17 protein-coding genes and 1 tRNA gene are annotated in these 17,537 nt (G+C 69.9%); 15 read left to right on the top strand and 3 right to left on the bottom strand.

Going from position 1 to position 17,537, the window contains the following annotated elements:
* Nucleotides 1–89: 89 nt before the first annotated feature.
* From ACIBJE_RS17380 to ACIBJE_RS17365, 4 genes are all read left to right on the top strand, one after another.
* Nucleotides 90–977, top strand: a complete 888-nt coding sequence (locus ACIBJE_RS17380; RefSeq protein WP_396749311.1) for a TatD family hydrolase — start codon at nucleotides 90–92, stop codon at nucleotides 975–977.
* Nucleotides 978–1,129: 152 nt separating this feature from the next.
* Complete coding sequence (gene rsmA, locus ACIBJE_RS17375) at nucleotides 1,130–2,002, top strand: 16S rRNA (adenine(1518)-N(6)/adenine(1519)-N(6))-dimethyltransferase RsmA (RefSeq protein ID WP_396749309.1); 873 nt, start codon at nucleotides 1,130–1,132, stop codon at nucleotides 2,000–2,002.
* A gap of 146 nt (nucleotides 2,003–2,148) precedes the next feature.
* Nucleotides 2,149–3,099 (top strand): 4-(cytidine 5'-diphospho)-2-C-methyl-D-erythritol kinase, encoded by a 951-nt coding sequence (locus ACIBJE_RS17370; protein WP_396749307.1) that lies wholly within the window; start codon nucleotides 2,149–2,151, stop codon nucleotides 3,097–3,099.
* Between the two features lie 159 nt (nucleotides 3,100–3,258).
* Nucleotides 3,259–4,074 carry a hypothetical protein gene (locus ACIBJE_RS17365; RefSeq protein WP_396749304.1) on the top strand — a complete coding sequence of 272 codons (816 nt, stop codon included), beginning with the start codon at nucleotides 3,259–3,261 and terminating at the stop codon, nucleotides 4,072–4,074.
* Here the strand turns inward: ACIBJE_RS17365 and ACIBJE_RS17360 are convergent.
* Together ACIBJE_RS17360 and ACIBJE_RS17355 are read right to left on the bottom strand one after the other, a co-directional pair.
* Entirely contained in the window at nucleotides 4,049–5,836 is a 1,788-nt protein-coding gene (locus ACIBJE_RS17360; RefSeq protein ID WP_396749302.1) for a hypothetical protein, read from the bottom strand. The genes ACIBJE_RS17365 and ACIBJE_RS17360 overlap by 26 nt on opposite strands.
* 81 nt (nucleotides 5,837–5,917) lie before the next feature.
* Nucleotides 5,918–6,298: a hypothetical protein gene (locus ACIBJE_RS17355; RefSeq protein WP_396749299.1), complete on the bottom strand. Its 381-nt coding sequence runs from the start codon at nucleotides 6,296–6,298 to the stop codon at nucleotides 5,918–5,920.
* Nucleotides 6,299–6,599: 301 nt separating this feature from the next.
* Between ACIBJE_RS17355 and ACIBJE_RS17350 the strand changes: the two genes are divergently transcribed.
* From ACIBJE_RS17350 to ACIBJE_RS17340, 3 genes are all read left to right on the top strand, one after another.
* Complete coding sequence (locus ACIBJE_RS17350; RefSeq protein WP_396749297.1) at nucleotides 6,600–8,402, top strand: ABC-F family ATP-binding cassette domain-containing protein; 1,803 nt, start codon at nucleotides 6,600–6,602, stop codon at nucleotides 8,400–8,402.
* 112 nt (nucleotides 8,403–8,514) lie between these two features.
* Complete coding sequence (locus ACIBJE_RS17345) at nucleotides 8,515–8,970, top strand: DUF4383 domain-containing protein (RefSeq protein ID WP_396749294.1); 456 nt, start codon at nucleotides 8,515–8,517, stop codon at nucleotides 8,968–8,970.
* A 96-nt stretch (nucleotides 8,971–9,066) separates the two neighbouring features.
* The gene (locus ACIBJE_RS17340) at nucleotides 9,067–9,537 is read left to right on the top strand and encodes a DUF4383 domain-containing protein (protein ID WP_396749292.1); all 471 of its coding nucleotides are present in this window, start codon (nucleotides 9,067–9,069) and stop codon (nucleotides 9,535–9,537) included.
* 57 nt (nucleotides 9,538–9,594) lie between these two features.
* On the opposite strand, the gene ACIBJE_RS17335 is transcribed toward ACIBJE_RS17340, so the two are convergent.
* Nucleotides 9,595–10,284 carry a TetR/AcrR family transcriptional regulator gene (locus tag ACIBJE_RS17335; RefSeq protein ID WP_396749288.1) on the bottom strand — a complete coding sequence of 230 codons (690 nt, stop codon included), beginning with the start codon at nucleotides 10,282–10,284 and terminating at the stop codon, nucleotides 9,595–9,597.
* A gap of 437 nt (nucleotides 10,285–10,721) precedes the next feature.
* Here ACIBJE_RS17335 and ACIBJE_RS17330 point away from each other — a divergent pair.
* From ACIBJE_RS17330 to ACIBJE_RS17295, 8 genes are all read left to right on the top strand, one after another.
* Nucleotides 10,722–10,792: transfer RNA gene (locus tag ACIBJE_RS17330), tRNA-Gln, on the top strand.
* A gap of 73 nt (nucleotides 10,793–10,865) precedes the next feature.
* Nucleotides 10,866–12,392: a bifunctional UDP-N-acetylglucosamine diphosphorylase/glucosamine-1-phosphate N-acetyltransferase GlmU gene (gene glmU, locus ACIBJE_RS17325; protein ID WP_396749286.1), complete on the top strand. Its 1,527-nt coding sequence runs from the start codon at nucleotides 10,866–10,868 to the stop codon at nucleotides 12,390–12,392.
* Nucleotides 12,393–12,429: 37 nt separating this feature from the next.
* Entirely contained in the window at nucleotides 12,430–13,410 is a 981-nt protein-coding gene (locus tag ACIBJE_RS17320) for a ribose-phosphate diphosphokinase (RefSeq protein WP_088980780.1), read from the top strand.
* 311 nt (nucleotides 13,411–13,721) lie between these two features.
* The gene (locus ACIBJE_RS17315) at nucleotides 13,722–14,411 is read left to right on the top strand and encodes a 50S ribosomal protein L25/general stress protein Ctc (RefSeq protein WP_396749283.1); all 690 of its coding nucleotides are present in this window, start codon (nucleotides 13,722–13,724) and stop codon (nucleotides 14,409–14,411) included.
* A 118-nt stretch (nucleotides 14,412–14,529) separates the two neighbouring features.
* Complete coding sequence (gene pth, locus ACIBJE_RS17310; protein ID WP_396749281.1) at nucleotides 14,530–15,120, top strand: aminoacyl-tRNA hydrolase; 591 nt, start codon at nucleotides 14,530–14,532, stop codon at nucleotides 15,118–15,120.
* Nucleotides 15,121–15,206: 86 nt separating this feature from the next.
* The gene (locus tag ACIBJE_RS17305) at nucleotides 15,207–16,028 is read left to right on the top strand and encodes an inositol monophosphatase family protein (RefSeq protein ID WP_396749683.1); all 822 of its coding nucleotides are present in this window, start codon (nucleotides 15,207–15,209) and stop codon (nucleotides 16,026–16,028) included.
* A 74-nt stretch (nucleotides 16,029–16,102) separates the two neighbouring features.
* Complete coding sequence (cysD, locus tag ACIBJE_RS17300; protein WP_396749279.1) at nucleotides 16,103–17,014, top strand: sulfate adenylyltransferase subunit CysD; 912 nt, start codon at nucleotides 16,103–16,105, stop codon at nucleotides 17,012–17,014.
* Nucleotides 17,014–17,537, top strand: a 524-nt coding sequence (locus ACIBJE_RS17295) for a GTP-binding protein (RefSeq protein ID WP_396749277.1), incomplete at its 3' end; no start/stop codon positions are given. The genes cysD and ACIBJE_RS17295, both read left to right, overlap by 1 nt.

Here is a 17,537-nt window from a genome sequence, read left to right as displayed (position 1 = left end):
AACGGTAAACGCCCTGGGTACCACACGGATGAACAGTGGATTGCCGGTCGGGTACGGCGGGCGCGGGCGGTGTGTGATGCTCATCGGCGATGAGTGAGCCGACCGAATCCCGCCGCCAGCGTGCCGCCCGCCGGGCCGGGGAGTTCCCGCCCGCCCCGGAGCGGCTGCCGCACCCCGTCCCGGACAGCCACACCCACCTCGACATCACCGTCAGCGAGGCCGGTACGCCCGGTGGCCCCGCCGACGACCCGGTCGCGGCGGCGATCGAGGTGGCCGCCGGGGTGGGTGTCGACCGGATGGTCCAGGTCGGCGTGGACGTCGACTCCTCCCTGTGGGGGGCCGACGTCGCCGACCGGTATCCGGCGGTGGTCGCCACCGTCGCCCTGCATCCCAACGAGGCCCCCCGCCTGGCCGACCTGGACGAGGCGCTGCGCCGGATCGAGGCGCTCGCCGCCCGGGACCGGGTGCGCGGCATCGGCGAGACCGGGATGGACTTCTTCCGTACCGGGGAGGAGGGGCGTGCCGCGCAGGAGGAGAGTTTCCGGGCGCACGTCGCCATCGCCAAGCGGTACGCGAAACCCCTGGTCATCCACGACCGGGACGCGCACGCCGACGTGCTGCGCGTCCTCGACGACGAGGGCGCGCCGGACACCGTGGTGCTGCACTGCTTCTCCGGCGACGCCGAGTTCGCCGCCGAGTGCGTCCGCCGGGGATACCTGCTCAGCTTCGCCGGCACGGTCACCTTCGCCAGCGCACAGGCGCTGCGGGAGGCCGCCGCGCTGACCCCGCCGGAGCAGATGCTGGTGGAGACCGACGCGCCGTACCTCACCCCGATGCCGCACCGGGGACGGCCCAACGCCTCCTACCTGGTCCCGCTGACCGTCCGCGCGCTGGCCGTCACCACCGGCACCGACCTGGCCGAACTGTGCGCGCACCTGTCGGCGAACGGGGAACGGGTCTTCGGCCCGTGGCGGTGAGGTCGCGGCGTGCCGGATCCGGCTTGGGTGCCTGCAGGGGACCCTTGTTCGACAAAAAGCGGTAACAGGGGACCCCTGCTACCACCCCTGCTACCGCCGGAGCCCGCCACCCCGGCGGAGGGTGGGCGGCGGGCGACGTAGGGTGTGGGGCCATGGCCGCAGACCTGCTCGGCCCGGCGGAGATCCGGGATCTGGCCGCCCGACTGGGCGTGGCACCGACCAAGAAGCTCGGCCAGAACTTCGTGCACGACCCGAACACGGTGCGCCGGATCGTCACCGCCGCCGGGCTGACCCCGGACGACGTGGCCCTGGAGGTCGGCCCCGGGCTCGGGTCGCTCACCCTCGGGCTGCTGCCGGCCGCCGCGCACGTGCACGCCGTGGAGATCGACCCGACGCTGGCCGGGGCCCTGCCGGAGACCGCCGCCCGGTTCGCCGGCCCGGACGCCGCCCGGCTGACCGTGCACCGCGCCGACGCGTTGCGGATCACCGCCGCCGAGCTGGCCGACCCGGCGCCGACCGCGCTGGTGGCCAACCTGCCCTACAACGTCGCGGTGCCGGTGGTGCTGCACCTCCTCGCCGAGCTGCCCAGCCTCCGCAGCGGGCTGGTGATGGTGCAGAAGGAGGTCGCCGACCGGCTGGTGGCCGGCCCCGGTTCCCGGGTGTACGGCATCCCCTCGGTGAAGCTCGCCTGGTACGCGTCCGCCCGGTCGGCCGGCCGGGTCCCGCCGAACGTGTTCTGGCCGGTCCCGAACGTCGACTCCGGGCTGGTCGCCTTCACCCGGCACGAGCCGCCCCGGCCCGACGTACCCCGGACGCGGGTCTTCGCCGTGGTGGACGCGGCGTTCGCGCAGCGCCGCAAGACGCTGCGGGCCGCGTTGGCCGGCTGGGCGGGGGGTGCGGACCGGGCCGGGGCTGCGCTCACCGCAGCCGGCGTGGACCCCGGCGCCCGGGGGGAGCAGCTGACCGTCGAGCAGTTCGCCGCGATCGCCGCGTCGGCTCCCGCCGGTACGCCGCCCGCACAGTAGGCTGACGCGCGAGTCCGCCTCCGCCAGGAGGACTCGGGTACCGACGACCTGGTCGACGGCCGCCACGAGCCGGCCGCCGACTTCGCCGAGGAGCTGACCGTGAAAGAGCCGTTCGACATCCGCCTGCGCGTCCGGGACGTCACCCCGTGACCGGGGCGTGGCGACCGGACGAGGACGACCAGCAGCGGGGGGCCACTGGCCCGGTCCGGGTCCGGGTACCCGCCAAGATCAATCTGCATCTCGGGGTCGGCCCGCTCCGTGCCGACGGCTACCACGAGCTGAACACCGTCTACCACGCCATCTCGATCCACGACGAGCTGACCGCCCGTCGGGGGGACACCCTCACCCTCACCATGGAGGGCGAAGGTGCCGGTGAGCTGGCCCTGGACGACTCGAACCTGGTCATCCGGGCCGCCCGGGCGCTGGCCGCACAGACCGGCCGCCCCGCCCACGCCCGACTGCACCTGCGCAAGCAGATCCCGCTCGCGGGTGGGCTGGCCGGGGGCAGCGCCGACGCGGCGGCGACCCTGGTCGCCTGCGACGCGCTGTGGGGCACCGGTCTGTCCCGCGACGACCTCGCCACGATCGCCGCCGATCTCGGGTCCGACGTGCCGTTCCTCGTCCACGGCGGCACGGCGCTGGGCACCGGCCGGGGGGAAACGGTCAGCCCCGTCCTGGTCCGTCCCACCTCCTGGCACTGGGTGGTGGCGATCGCCGACGGCGGGCTCTCCACCCCCGAGGCGTACCGGGAACTCGACCGGCTCCGCGACACGGGCGACGCGCCCGCGCCGATCGGCAGCACCGACGCGCTCCTCGCCGCCCTGCGCCAGCGGGACCCGGCCGTGCTCGCCACCGTGCTCGGCAACGACCTTCAGGCCGCCGCCCTGTCCATGCGGCCGACGCTGGCCGCCACGCTGCGGGCCGGGGAGGCGGCCGGCGCGCTCGCCGGCATCGTCTCCGGCTCCGGCCCTACCTGCGTCTTCCTGGCCAAGGACGCCGACGACGCGGAACGGGTGGCCGGGGAGCTGACCGCCGCGGGGGTGTGCCGCCAGGCGCGTCCCGCCCACGGTCCGGTCGCCGGCGCCCGCGTCACCTGACCGATACCCACCCGGTCCTGACGGGGTGCGCGTCGTCGACGGGCAGCACGCTGCGGCGGGTGGTGTCAAGGCGTTGCGGTTCGGCAACTGTAGGTGGATCCGTCCCTGGCGAGGTGCAATGCTTGTCTCCTCGATCCAGATTTCAGCCGCGGAGCAGTCATGACACACGGGGCGGACCGCATGACGGCAATTCACCACAGCCAGGGCATCCAGGTCGGTGACGGCAATACTCAGTACGTCACGTTTCCTGGCCGCTGGCGGCTGCGGGTGCTCGTCAGCTACACGGACGAGATCGACCGTGGCCCAGCCCCGACCTATCTGGACGCCGTACGGAACGCGATCCAGGATGTCGAACTCAGCTTCTGCGACGCGTCCAATTTCACGACGCCGGCCGAGCACGACGGCTACGACGTATACGTGAACCTCGTGGGATTGCTGTACGGCCCGGAGCTCCATGACGGGTGTTCCCAGCCCGAGGTCGCATTCGACGCTGCGCTACGGTCGGGGAAGCCCCACCTCGCGTATCTCATCGACAACGTTCACCTCGAGAACGGTCGGCGAAAGCTGGCGGAGTTAGCCCGCCAGGAAAAGTTCCAGACCAAGGTCGAGGCTTCCCGAACGTCGTTGTTCGAGGTCGCCGGCCCGCAGCAACTGCGGAGAAGGCTGCACCAGGACCTCGCGTCGCTGATAGAGTCTTCGCCCCCGTCGTTCCGATCCCCACCTTCCGGCCAGCTGGACGGGGATCGTCAGGTCGAGCCTGTGGTACCCGGTGTGCCCGGAGGCGAGAAGAAGTCGTTCGACTGGGTGACCGTGGCGATCGCGGTCGTGCTGGGCCTGGTGTTCTACGCCGTCGCGCTGTGGGCGGTCGACGCCGGGAGCGCCCGGAGCCTCGGAGCGGGCGTCGTTGTCGCGGTGGTGACCGCCACCGCCGTTCTGGCTTTCCAGAGGCTTACAAAGCCGTCATTATCCGACTGAAGGCCTGTTTCATCGACTCAGGGTCGTTACCATTCCAGCTTGAAGCTGTTGGCTTCTTGTTGCAGGTGGCGAGGCGTTCCATTGCGTCCTTGCCAGCCTTGATTCTGGACTCAGAGTAATCCTCATCCTCGTACGGCTCGTAGTAGATCGTGTGAACGACGGGCACGCGGGCAAGGGTTGGTTTACTCCACTCGTTGCAGACGGTGTCCACCGTTTCGTTTGTGTCGTCCCAGTCGTCGATGCCATCGCTGACGATGATGACGGCGTCCACGGTTTTCTCTTCCGCGAGTTTGTCGTCGGGCTCCTGCCGTACGCCAGACATCGCCTTGTAGGCCTCTTTGGAGGTGTGCAAGAAAGCGGTCTGTTGAGTATTTCGGGAGTGGGGCTCTTGTTTGAGTTCGGGGAATTTTGGCTGCTTTCCCACCTTGCGCATATCCAGGACCGGCCAGTAGGGATCCTGATAGTCCTTCGTGCCGGCGAACTGCCAGACTTCTACCTGGTCATCGGCCCTTAGTCTCTCCTCCATGCTCTCGCGGACGGCCGCGATCGCGGTGTCGAGCCTGTCCTTCTTCATGCTGCCCGAGACGTCCATCGCGATGAGGATACGGCGCGGTGACTTGAGGCTCCGCCATGCTTCATGCATCGCCTTCTGCATGTCGACAGTCGGCAGGTCGAGCGCCTGGATTTTCTTGTTTAGGTCGATCCGCTCGTTGGGTCCGGCGCCTTCGGGGATCGAGCAGTTCGCCGTCGACATGCGTTCCGGTGCCCGGAAACCCCATTTACACAGGGTATTTTCCTGAGTGATGAAGGAGAAAAAATCCTCGGCTGCATCCTGCTGCTTCGGCGATTCGTGTAGCGACACGTATGGATGATCGGTGAACAGGGACTCCGCCGTGCTCCTGTCCCCCTTGGTGACCGGGTACACCGCTACTAGAGGGACTTCGGGGGCTTCCCCGTCGGGGGCGTACTGGCCGGAGTTGTAGTACCAGGCCATCTGCTCCTGGATGATGAATATCGTGTCTTCCGGAACTGCGTCATCCCTGGCCCAGTTCTTCAGGATCTCGATTGAATCGCTCGAGTATCCGCTTTCTGCCGCGCGCTGCACATCCTGCACGTACTTGCGGATATTCTCGTTTCTGACATCATCCTCGTTGATCGTCTTCGGATTCAGCCTGGCCTTTCCGTTGGCTAGTGCAGCGGCGTCAAATGTCAGAAAGGTGGCCATCGAGCCCGAGGTCGAGCCTCGCGGGTCCTCCTGCGTGTATTTTGCCCCCTGGTCTTGAAGCAATTCAATGGCCTCGCCCCAAGTCGGGGTATTCTTATTCCAGCGCTGCGCGAGTTTCTCGTGCATCGCGAGCACCATCGGGCTCCGGGCGAGACTGCCGAGGCTCTTCAGCTGAACTTTATGCCCTGTGTCCAGCGAGAGCCGGTCCAGCCAGAGCGTCGATGACGGCGTCCAGACCTGCGCGCCCTTGACCTTTGCCCGGTCATTTCCGGTGATGGCGGGATCCTCGACGCCCGGATTGGCCAGCAGTAGTTCGGCGGTGCCCGACGAGACGCCCTCGACTGTTACGTCCGCGCAGGTCGTCCCCCGCGGCCGTAGCGTCTCGTCCTTGTTGTAACGGTCGGCGAGTTCCTGGATGGCTTTGTGCTTCTCCGTGGAGGAGACCACCTTGATGGGTTCCCGCTCGCCGCACGGTACGAGCTCCGAATCCGGTCCCGCCTTCGAATCCGGTCCCGGCAACCAGCCCAGGATCAACATCAGGACCGTTCCGAAAGCTACGCCAACCGCGGCCCCGCGAGTGTGGTGGCTCTTCCACCAGTCATCGGCTACCACGAGCGGTCAGCCGAAGTGGTTGGACTGCTGATTGTGGTCCCCGACCTGAAGACCCTGGGAGTCGTGGATCTCGACCCGGTACCTGCCCAGGCGGGCCTGTTCCGCCGCATCGAGCAACTCGCGGGCGGCGGCCAGAACGTCCTGGTCGTCGGCAGCCCCGCTCTCCGCCACCGGGCCACCGAGCCTGGTCCTCCAGACGCCGGACGTGGCCTGCTCCGCATCGAGCGTCTCGATCTCGGCCGCGACGTTCCCCCGGCCCTGGAGCGCTCGGCGCAGCAGCGCCTTCAGTTCGGCATACGAATCCTGCACGGCCTGGGTCGCGGCACCGCTCACGCCGGCGCTCGCCCCGGCGGCGAGCGCCGCCGCGATCAACTCGAGCCCGCTCACCTGGTTTTGGCCTCTCCTGGCAACGTCAGCCACTTCTGGGGATTCAAGCTACCGGGAAGTCTTCGCCAAAGCGGTCCCTGTGCCTGATTGGCGACAGTGCAGCTAGGACAGGACGGCCAGGGTGCAGTTCGTCGCGCCGCACCGGCGCAACGCCGGACGCCCAGACCGGACGTACCGGCCTGGGTCGTGCGGCGGGGAGTCGAGCTCGAAGCGGGACGGGACGGTCGGACGGCTAGGCTTGGGTCGGCGTCCCGTGGTGCCCGTCCGGCACCCGGACGCCTTGATCATGAGAGGTGGGGGAGTGGCCAACATCGTCAACCTGGACCGCGTGTCCAAGGGGTACGGCGCCGCCGGGCCACTGCTCACCGACGTCTCGCTCGGTCTCGACGACGCCGACCGGATCGGCGTGGTCGGGCTCAACGGGGCCGGCAAATCCACCCTGCTGCGGATGCTCACCCGGCAGGAGGAGCCGGATGACGGCCGGGTCACCCACCGGCGCGACCTGCGGGTCGCCTGGCTGCCGCAGACCCTGACGCTGGCCCCGGACGCCACCGTGCGGGACGTCGTCCTCGGCACCGCCTGGCTCGGCGAGAGCATGGGTGCCGAGCACGAGTGGGCCGGCGACGCCGGGGTCCGGGCGATCCTCGACGGCCTCGGCATGCCCCACCTCGGCCTCGACCAGCCGGTCGGTCCGATGTCCGGTGGGGAGCGCCGCCGGGTCGCCCTCGCCGCGCTGCTGGTCCGCGAGTGCGATTTGCTCATCCTCGACGAGCCCACCAACCACCTCGACGTCGGCGGCGTCGACTGGCTGGCGAGGCACCTCCTCGGGCGTAAGGGCGCGTTGGTCGTGGTCACCCACGACCGGTGGTTCCTCGACGCGGTCTGCACCACCACCTGGGAGGTGGCCGACCAGAGCGTCCGCACCTACGAGGGCGGCTTCGCCGCCTGGACCCTGGCCCGCGCGGAGCGGGAACGGGTCGCCGCCGCCACCGAGGCCCGCCGGCAGAACCTGCTCCGCAAGGAGATCGCCTGGCTGCGCCGTGGCCCGCCGGCCCGGACCTCCAAGCCCCGGTTCCGGATCGACGCCGCCAACGCGCTCATCGCCGACGTGCCGCCGCCGCGCGACACCATGTCGCTGCAACGGCTCGCCACCGCCCGGCTCGGCAAGCAGGTGTACGACCTGGAGCAGGTCACCCTGCACGCCGGCCCGAAGGAGATCCTGCACGACGTCACCTGGCAGGTCGGTCCCGGCGACCGGATCGCCATCCTCGGCGCGAACGGGGCCGGCAAGACCACCCTGCTGCGGATGCTCGCCGGGGTGACCCGTCCGGACGGCGGTCGCCTGGTCACCGGGTCGACCGTCCGGCCGGCGTTCCTCTCCCAGGAACTGGCCGAGCTCCCGGGCCACCTGCGGGTCCTGGAGGCCGTCGAGGAAATCGCCCGCCGGGTGCAGCTCGGTGACCGGGAACTCTCCGCCGCCCAGCTCGCCGAGACCTTCGGCTTCGACGACCGGCGGCTCTGGACTCCGGTCGGGGACCTCTCCGGTGGCGAGCGGCGGCGGCTCCAGATGCTCCGCCTGCTCGCCGGGGAGCCCAACGTGCTTCTCTTCGACGAGCCCACCAACGACCTGGACACCGACACCCTGGCCTCGCTGGAGGACCTGCTCGACTCCTGGCCCGGCGCGATCGTCGTGGCCAGCCACGACCGGTACCTCGTCGAACGCGTCACCGACGTGGTCTACGGGATGTTCGGCGACGGCCAACTGGTGCACCTGCCCGGCGGCGTCGACGAGTACCTCGCCCGGGCTGCCGGGCGGATCGCCCCGGCGCCGGCCGTGACCGGCCCCGCGACGCCTGCCGTGCCCGCCACCACCGGCATGTCCGCCGCCGAGGCCCGGCAGGCCCGCAAGGAACTCGCCCGGCTGGAGCGGCAGGTCGGCAAGCTGGAGCAGAAGGAGACCGCCCTGCTCGACCAGCTCGCCGCGAACGCCACCGACTACGCCCGGGTCGCCGACCTCGACGCCCAGCTCAAGGAGGTACGCGCGGAGCGGGAGCGGACCGAGGAGTCGTGGCTCGCCCTCGCCGAGGAGATCCCGGAGAGCTGACGGGGCCGGGTCGCCCACCGTCACAAAGCCGGGGTCCGTTGCGGCGTCAGCACACGGTATGCGGGAGAATCACTCGCGAACCCCTCAACCGACCGGCGTTGGAGACTCAGACATGGCCCACACCCCCGTCAACCACCCCGCGCGGCCGATCTACCGGGCGATCGGCGGGCTGACCGGTCTGTACCTGGTGGTCTTCGGTGTCCTCGGCGTCGTCACCACCATGGGCGACGAGCTCTTCGCCCAGGATGACACCAAGGTCCTCGGCCAGGGGGCGAATCTCGGATTCTCCCTCCTCGCCATCGTGATCGGCGCCGCCGTGCTGGCCGGCACCGCCCTCGGCCGTAACCGCGACGTCGCGATCAACCAGTGGACGGCGTACGGGCTGATGGCGCTCAGCCTCTTCGAGCTGGCCTTCCTCCAGACCGACGTCAACATCTTCAACTTCAGCATGGCCACGGTGGTCGTGACCATGCTCCTCGGCCTGGTCCTGCTGATGGTCGGCATGTACGGCAAGGTCGGCACCGCGGAGGACCACAAGGCCTGGCAGGACGCCCGACTGCTGCTCTGAGGCGATTCCGGCGCCGGTCTCGGCGGTTCGTCGGACACCCTCCCCCGATCCGGGTGACAATTCGGGATATTGCTTCCGGATTCGGAGGAGGGTGTCATGCCGCACTTCCCGGTCAACCATCCGGCGCGCCCGCTCTACCGGGCCTTCGCCGGCCTCGTCGGCCTCTACATCCTGGTCTTCGGCGTCTGGGGCGTCGTGCAGACGTGGGGCGAGCCGCTCTTCGACCGGGGCAGCCACTGGGCCCTCGGGCTGCGCACCAACCCGGCCTTCTCGCTGGCCTCGGTGCTCTTCGGCATCGTGCTGCTGATCGGCGCGTCCCGCCGGAGCAACCTCGGGCACTACATGAACCTCACCGCCGGGGTGGTCTTCATGGTCACCGGCGTGCTGATGATGAGCGTGCTCCAGACCGACGCGAACTTCCTGAACTTCTCGATGTCCACGGTCGTCGTCTCGATGATCTTCGGGCTGCTGCTCCTCGCCACCGGCCTTTACGACAAGGTCGGCCCGCCCGAACACGCCGAGGCCGAACGACGCCAGCGGAGCCCCCTCATCACCGGTCCCCGCTGAGCGTCCGCACCGCACGCGCCGCCGGGGCCACGCGGCCCGTCGGCGGTGCGGTCCGGGTCACCGGCTGCGGACGGTGATCATCCCCGGCTTCGCCTCCAGGTGGGACAGACCGTTCCAGGCCAGGTTGACCAGGTGCGCGGCCACCGTCTCCTTACGCGGCTTGCGCACCTCCAGCCACCAGCGGCCGGTCAGCGCCACCATGCCCACCAGCGCCTGCGAGTACAGCTCCGCCAGCTTCGGGTCGTACCCCCGGCTCTTGAACTCGGCGCCGAGGATGTGTTCCACCTGGTGCGCAACGTCGTTGAGCACGCTGCTGATGTTTCCGGTGGCGGATAGCAGCGGTGACTCCCGGACCAGCACCCGGAAGCCGCTGGCGTCCTCCTCGATGTAGCCGAGCAGCGCCATCGCCGCCTGTTCCAACAGTTCACGGGGGTGGCCGGCGGTCAGCGCGGTGGTGATCCGGTCCAGCAGGGCGGTGACCTCCCGGTCCACCACCACCGCGTACAGGCCCTCCTTGCCGCCGAAGTGCTCGTAGACGACCGGCTTGGAGACCTTCGCGCGGGCGGCCACCTCCTCTATCGACGTCGCGTCGAAACCACGCTCGGCGAAGATCTGCCGCGCGATCGAGATGAGCTGCTCCCGGCGCTGGGCCGCCGGCATCCGTACCCGGGACGCCGGTTTCGTCGCGGGCGGCGGGGCGGCCCGCCGCCGGACCGCACCGCCGTCGCCGTCGGGGACGTTCGCCATGTCATCACCTCGCGGACGCTCGGTGACGCCCTGTCGTGGAACGGAGCCTCCGCTGTGCGTGCTCACGCGCCCGCCCCGCTGACACCCGTCCGGATCACGGTCCTGGAAGATCCGACCGTACCCGGACGGTGCCCGTCGGCGGTGCCCCCGGGCTGCCCGATTGTGTCCCCGTTGTCCTCTGTCACCCGGCAATACTGCCAGGTAGCGTCGGGCGGCACCGCTCGGTTTGTCGATCCCTGGCCGGTTGCATGGTTGGCGGCGATCCGCTCGGGCCGTCGCGGGCACACGGCGGCCCGCTTTCCGCTCGACCTGCCCTCGACGGGACGGCTCCGCGAGAGGATCGTGATCCCGGGTGGGAATGAGCGATGAGCATCCGGAGCCGGGGCGCTAAGGTGTAGGGAGCGTTGCGGCCACGGACTTTTGTCCGCTTTAGACCTTCCCGGGTCGTCTAATGGCAGGACGTCAGGTTTTGGTCCTGATTGTAGGGGTTCGAGTCCTCTCCCGGGAGCTTGTACACATGAGTGGTTGATGCGTGGTTAGCATGGCCGCAGACTGTCCGACTGCCGACGGGAGCATTCGTCGTGTCCCAGCCGCCCCCCCGCATCGTTGTCGTGCTCGCCGCTGGTGAGGGCAAGCGAATGAAGTCGGCGTTGCCCAAGGTGCTGCACCCGATGCTGGGTCGTACCCTGGTCGGCCACGTTCTGACCGCCGCCGCGCCGCTGCGCGCGGAGCGCACGGTCGTCGTGGTCGGGCACGGCGCGGACCAGGTCCGGGCGCACCTGACCGAGGTCGCCCCGGAGGCGACCCCGGTCCTCCAGGCCCAGCAACTGGGCACCGGGCACGCCGTGCGCATCGCGCTGGAGGCAGTGCCCGACGCCACCGGCACGGTGGTCGTCCTCAACGGCGACGTGCCGCTGCTCCGGCCCGAGACGGTGACGGACCTGGTCGGGGCACACGAGGAGGCGGGCGCGGCGGCGACCGTGCTGGCCGCCGAGGTGCCCGACCCGACCGGCCTCGGACGGATCGTCCGCGACAGCACCGGCCGCCTCGAGCGGATCGTCGAGGAACGGGACGCCACCGCCGGGGAGCGGGCCGTCCGCGAGATCAACGCCGGCATCTACGCCTTCGACGTGGTGCGGCTGCGGGACGCGCTCGGCAAGCTCTCCACCGACAACGACCAGGGCGAGGAATACCTCACCGACGTCTTCGGGCTGTTCGCCTCGGCCGGGGAGCCGGTGGCGGTGCACGTCGCCGCCGACCACACCGAGACCCTGGGCTGCAACGACCGGGTCGAGTTGGCCGGACTGCGCCGGCTGCTGCGGGACCGGGTCAACGAGGACTGGATGCGCGCGGGCATCAGCCTGCTCGACCCGGAGACCACCTGGATCGACGTGACGGTCACCGTGGAACGGGACGCGGTGATCGACCAGAACACCCAGCTCAAGGGCGCGAGCGTGGTCGGGGCCGGTGCACTGGTCGGGCCGGACGTGACGCTGGAGGACACCGTGGTCGGCGCGGGCGCGACGGTGGTGCGCAGCCACGCGGTGGGCGCCGAGGTCGGCCCCCGGGCCAGTGTCGGCCCGTACGCGTACCTGCGCCCGGCGGCGAAGCTGGCGGAGAAGGCCAAGGTGGGCACCTTCGTCGAGGTGAAGAACTCCGAGATCGGGGCGGGCTCCAAGGTGCCGCACCTGACCTACGTCGGGGACGCCACCATCGGCGAGCAGAGCAACATCGGCGCGGCGACGGTCTTCGTGAACTACGACGGGGTCAACAAGCACCGCACCGTGATCGGCAGCCACGCCCGGACCGGGGCGGACAACATGTTCGTCGCCCCGGTCGAGGTGGGCGACGGCGCGTACACCGCCGCCGGCTCGGTGATCGACAAGGACGTGCCGCCGGGCGCGCTGGGGGTGGCCCGGGCACGGCAGCGCAACATCGAGGGCTGGGTGGAGATGCGCCGCGCCGGTACGGCCGCCGCAGAAGCCGCGCGGCGGGCCACGGAGGCTGCTTCCGGACAGGCGGCGGGGGTGCGCGAGGGTGAGGCAATCCACGGCGGTGCCGAGCCGGTTCGAGCGGCCGTCGGCGAGGTAGATACTGCAACCGAGTAGTCCCGGATCACCACCTACCCACGGGAGCAGACGGGCCATGGGCAGCATCGTCGCCGAAAACCGCAAGAGCATGATGCTCTTCTCCGGACGCGGCTTTCCGGAGTTGGCCAGGGAGATCGGCGAGGTGCTCGGCGTCGCGCCGACTCCCGCCGACGCGTACGAGTTCGCCAACGGCGAGATCTTCGTACGGTACAAGGACTCGGTGCGTGGGTCGGACGCGTTCGTCGTGCAGTCCGTGACGCACGGTGTCAACACCTGGGTCATGGAGACCCTGATCATGGTCGACGCACTGAAGCGCGGTTCGGCCAAGCGGATCACGGTGGTACTGCCGTTCTACCCCTACGCGCGGCAGGACAAGAAGCACCGGGGGCGGGAGCCGATCTCGGCCCGGCTGATCGCCGACCTGCTCAAGACAGCGGGAGCGAACCGGATCCTCACCGTCGACCTGCACACCGCGCAGATCCAGGGCTTCTTCGACGGCCCGGTGGACCACCTCTTCGCGATGGACATCCTCGCCGAGTACGTCGAGCGCAAGTACGCGGGCCGGCCGATGACGGTGGTCGCGCCGGACTCCGGCCGGGTTCGCGTGGCGGAGCGGTGGACCGACCGACTGGGCGGCTGCCCCCTGGCCTTCATCCACAAGACCCGGGATCCGCTGAAGCCGAACCAGGTGGTGGCGAACCGGGTGGTCGGTGACGTCGAGGGGCGGGTCTGCCTGATCGTCGACGACATGATCGACACCGGTGGCACGATCGCCAAGGCGGCCGACATCCTCCAGGAGTCGGGCGCGGCCGACGTCATCGTCGCCTCCACGCACGCGCTGCTCTCCGACCCGGCCACCGAGCGGTTGAAGAACAGCCCGATCAGCGAGGTGGTGGTGACCAACACGCTGCCGTTGCCGCCGGAGAAGCAGCTCGACAAGATCACCGTCCTGTCGATCGCGCCGCTGCTGGCCCGGGCGATCCGGGAGGTCTTCGACGACGGGTCGGTGACCACCCTTTTCGGTGGACTGAGCTGACGTCACGGCGGTGGGGCACGTGCCCCCGCCGCCGGTGCGGCCCACGTCGCGTCGCTGTTCCCCGCCGGCCTCCAGCCGGCGGGGCGGTGATGTGTGGGGACTGGTGAAGGGCGCGGAATGTGCTCGGGTAGACTGGTCCGGTTGCCACGGCGAGGGTGCCCTGCGGGCCGCTGAGAAGCGCCGCACGGAGGCACCGTCATCGACGCGGTGCTCCGGGCAGTCGTTCCGACTCAAGCGCCCCAGCGAGCCCCTCGCCCCAGCACCGCCAGACGACTAAAGCCGCCGCAGCGAAAGCATTCAGGAGTTTTGCCGTGTCCGAGGTAAAGATCAGCGCCGAGCCCCGTACCGAGTTCGGCAAGGGTGGTGCCCGTCGTACCCGCCGGGCCGGCAAGGTGCCCGCCGTGCTGTACGGCCACGGCGAGAAGCCCAAGCACATCGCGCTCCCGGCCCGCGAGTTCGCCGCGGCGATCCGCAAGGGCGGCGCCAACCAGCTCTTCGCCATCGAGGTCAGCGACGGCACCCAGGTGCTCGCGCTGCCGAAGGCGATCCAGCGTGACCCGATCAAGGACACCTTCGAGCACATCGACCTGCTGCTGGTCCGTCGGGGCGAGAAGGTCACCGTCGAGGTGCCGGTGCAGCTGACCGGTGAGGCGGCGCGGGACACCCTGATCGTGCACGACCACGACACCCTCACGGTGACCGCCGAGGCCACTAAGGTCCCGGACCACCTGGAGGCGTCCGTCGAGGGCCTCGAGGCCGGCACCCAGGTCACCGCCGCCGACGTCGAGCTGCCGGCCGGTGTCGAGCTGGTCGCCGACCCGGAGCTGTCGGTCGCCGCGGTGACCGCCGCGCCGACCGCCGAGCAGCTCGAGGCGACCCTGCCCGAGGTCGAGACGGCGGCCGAGGAGGCCGAGGTCGTCGAGGGTGAGGCTGCCGAGGGTGCCGAGACCCCGGCCGCCGAGGGCGAGGAGACCCCGGCCGAGGCGCGCACCGAGGCCTGATCTAAGCCGTGCGGCAGGCGTCCCCGATCGCTTCGGGGGCGCCTGTCGTCGTATCACGGCCATCGGAACGGCCCGGCGGGGAACGTGACGGTGGCTGTCGGGACGGAGAGGGCGGAACGTGACGGACGAGGACCGGCCGTGGCTGGTGGTCGGCCTGGGTAACCCGGGCCGGGAGTACGCGGGTCACCGGCACAACGTCGGCTTCATGGTGGCCGACCTGCTCGCCGGTCGGGTGGGCGGGAAGTTCGGGCGGCACCGCCGGGCGGTGGCCGAGGTCGCCGAGGGGCGGCTCGGGTTCGGTGGGCCGCGGCTCGTGCTGGCCAAGCCGCTGACGTACATGAACCTCTCCGGTGGCCCGGTCACCGCGCTCGCCCAGTTCTACAAGATCCCCCCGGCGCAGGTCGTCGCCGTGCACGACGAGCTGGACATCGGGTACGGGCAGCTGCGGGTGAAATGCGGTGGCGGCGAGGGCGGCCACAACGGCCTGCGCTCGATGACGAAGTCGCTGGGCACCAAGGACTACGTCCGGGTGCGCTTCGGCATCGGCCGCCCGCCGGGGCGGCAGGACCCGGCCGACTACGTCCTGTCCGACTTCTCCGGCGTCGAGCGCAAGGAGCTGGAGTTCCTGGTCGACCGGGCGGCGGACGCGGTGGAGTCGGTCATCACCCGGGGCGTCGAGTGGACGCAGAACGCCTACCACGGCGGCTGAGGGCGGGGCGTGCCGGTGAGCGTGATGACGGCCGGTAGTCTGCGGCTTTGGTGTGGCCCGAACGGGAGTGTGGCATGAGTCCTCCGATGATCGACGGTGCGTTCGCCCGCTGGTTGGCGGCACGGGCCGGGCAGGCCCTGCTGGACCTGCGGGGCGAGATGGGCTTCACCGACCAGGGAGCGTTGAAGGCGGCCGGGGACAAGGTCTCGCACGACCTGATCCGTACCGAACTGGCCCGCTGGCGTCCGGCGGACGCGGTGCTCTCCGAGGAGGACGAGGGTTCCCGCATGGCCTGGGCGGCCGAGGTGAACACGGAGGCGGTCTCGCGACTCACCGCCGACCGGGTGTGGATCATCGACCCGTTGGACGGGACCCGGGAGTTCTCCGAGGAGGGCCGTTCGGACTGGGCGGTGCACGTGGCGCTCTGGGCGCGGAACGGCTCCACCCCGCACAAGCTGGTCGGTGGGGCGGTGGCGCTGCCGGCGCAGCACCGGGTGCTCGGGACCGACCAACCACCGGCGTACCCGCCGATGACGGTGGAGGCGGCGACCGCACGGGGACGGACGCTCCGGCTGGCGGCGAGCCGGAGCCGTCCGCCGGTCTTCCTGACCGACCTGGCCGGGGACATCGGTGCGGAGTTGGTGCCGATGGGGTCGGCGGGGGCGAAGATCGCGGCGGTGGTGACGGGTGAGGTGGACGCGTACATCCACGCCGGGGGGCAGTACGAGTGGGACTCGGCCGCCCCGGTCGCTGTGGCGACGGCCACCGGACTCCACGCTTCCCGGATTGACGGATCTGCGCTGAAATACAACGAGGCGGATCCGCGCCTGCCCGACCTGCTGGTCTGTCGCAAGGATCTCGCCAGCCGGTTGCTTGCAGCGCTGCAGAGGCATTCCGGGGTAGCCTGACCCCCACTTCCTGAGGTGTCCGACCGGAAAGGTCTGGAATCCATGAGCCGATCCGCACGATTCGAGCCCGCGTCATGACCGCCCCAGCGGCCTACCGCGTCTCCCACCTGGACGCGTTGGAGGCGGAGAGCATCTTCGTGATGCGTGAGGTGGTGGCGGAGATGGAGCGGCCGGTGCTGCTCTTCTCCGGGGGCAAGGACTCGATCGTGATGCTCCGGCTGGCGGAGAAGGCGTTCGCCCCGGCGAACATCCCGTTTCCGGTGATGCACGTCGACACCGGCCACAACTTCCCGGAAGTCCTGGAGTACCGCGACCAGCGGGTCGCCGAGCTGGGTCTCCAGCTGATCGTGGCGAGCGTCCCCGAGGCGCTGGAGCGCGGACTGGTGCGCGAGAGCCCGGACGGGTTGCGCAACCGGATCCAGACGCCCGTGCTGCTGGACGCGGTGGAGAAGCATCGGTTTGATGCGTTGTTCGGTGGGGCGCGTCGGGATGAGGAGAAGGCGCGGGCGAAGGAGCGGGTGTTCTCGTTCCGGGATGAGTTCGGGCAGTGGGATCCGAAGAATCAGCGTCCGGAGTTGTGGTCGTTGTACAACGGTCGGCATCATCCGGGTGAGTCGATTCGGGTGTTTCCGTTGTCGAACTGGACCGAGTTGGATGTGTGGCACTACATCGCTCGGGAGCAGATCGCGCTGCCGTCGATCTATTTCGCGCACGAGCGTGAGGTCGTGGACCGCGACGGCATGCTGTACGCGGTGAACGAGTTCATCCAGCCCCGGGCCGGGGAGGAGCGCCTGAAGGCGCGGGTGCGGTACCGGACGGTCGGGGACGCGTCGTGCACGGCCGCTGTGCGTTCGGATGCGGACACGGTGGAGAAGGTGATCGAGGAGGTCGGGGCGACCCGGATCACGGAGCGGGGTGCGACCCGGGGTGACGACCGGGTGAGTGAGGCCGCCATGGAGGACCGCAAGCGGGAGGGCTACTTCTGATGAGCGTCGAAACGATCGCCCCGGAGACGTCGGCCCGCCCGATGGACCTGCTCCGCTTCGCCACCGCCGGAAGCGTCGACGACGGTAAGTCGACTCTGATCGGTCGGCTTTTGTATGACACGAAGTCGTTGTTCACGGATCAGTTGGAGGCGGTGGAGGCGGTCTCCGCTGCTCGTGGTGACGAGTACACGAATCTTGCTCTGCTGACTGACGGGTTGCGGGCGGAGCGGGAGCAGGGCATCACGATCGATGTCGCCTACCGGTACTTCGCGACCCCACGGCGGAAGTTCATCATCGCCGACACTCCCGGGCACACCCAGTACACGCGGAACATGGTCACCGGCGCGTCGACGGCTGACCTGGCGTTGATCCTGGTCGACGCCCGGAAGGGCCTGGTCGAGCAGTCCCGTCGCCACGCGTTCCTCTGCTCGCTGCTGCGGGTGCCGCATCTGGTGTTGTGTGTCAACAAGATGGACCTGGTCGACTGGTCCCAGGAGGTGTTCGAGCAGATCGCCGACGAGTT

Origin of the sequence: Micromonospora sp. NPDC050187 (genome assembly GCF_044459745.1) — a bacterium.
Taxonomy (GTDB): Bacteria; Actinomycetota; Actinomycetes; order Mycobacteriales; family Micromonosporaceae; genus Micromonospora.
This window is presented reverse-complemented; position numbering and strand designations above follow the sequence as displayed.

What these genes read in the sequence shown, in the direction of transcription:
- rsmA (WP_396749309.1), top strand. Translation starts at nt 1,130, where the DNA reads ATGGCCGCAGACCTGCTCGGCCCGGCGGAGATCCGGGATCTGGCCGCC.
- ACIBJE_RS17345 (WP_396749294.1), top strand. Translation starts at nt 8,515, where the DNA reads ATGGCCCACACCCCCGTCAACCACCCCGCGCGGCCGATCTACCGGGCG.
- ACIBJE_RS17320 (WP_088980780.1), top strand. Translation starts at nt 12,430, where the DNA reads ATGGGCAGCATCGTCGCCGAAAACCGCAAGAGCATGATGCTCTTCTCC.
- ACIBJE_RS17335 (WP_396749288.1), bottom strand. Translation starts at nt 10,284, where the DNA reads ATGGCGAACGTCCCCGACGGCGACGGCGGTGCGGTCCGGCGGCGGGCC.
- ACIBJE_RS17365 (WP_396749304.1), top strand. Translation starts at nt 3,259, where the DNA reads ATGACACACGGGGCGGACCGCATGACGGCAATTCACCACAGCCAGGGC.
- ACIBJE_RS17360 (WP_396749302.1), bottom strand. Translation starts at nt 5,836, where the DNA reads ATGTTGATCCTGGGCTGGTTGCCGGGACCGGATTCGAAGGCGGGACCG.
- ACIBJE_RS17340 (WP_396749292.1), top strand. Translation starts at nt 9,067, where the DNA reads ATGCCGCACTTCCCGGTCAACCATCCGGCGCGCCCGCTCTACCGGGCC.
- ACIBJE_RS17305 (WP_396749683.1), top strand. Translation starts at nt 15,207, where the DNA reads ATGATCGACGGTGCGTTCGCCCGCTGGTTGGCGGCACGGGCCGGGCAG.
- cysD (WP_396749279.1), top strand. Translation starts at nt 16,103, where the DNA reads ATGACCGCCCCAGCGGCCTACCGCGTCTCCCACCTGGACGCGTTGGAG.
- ACIBJE_RS17380 (WP_396749311.1), top strand. Translation starts at nt 90, where the DNA reads ATGAGTGAGCCGACCGAATCCCGCCGCCAGCGTGCCGCCCGCCGGGCC.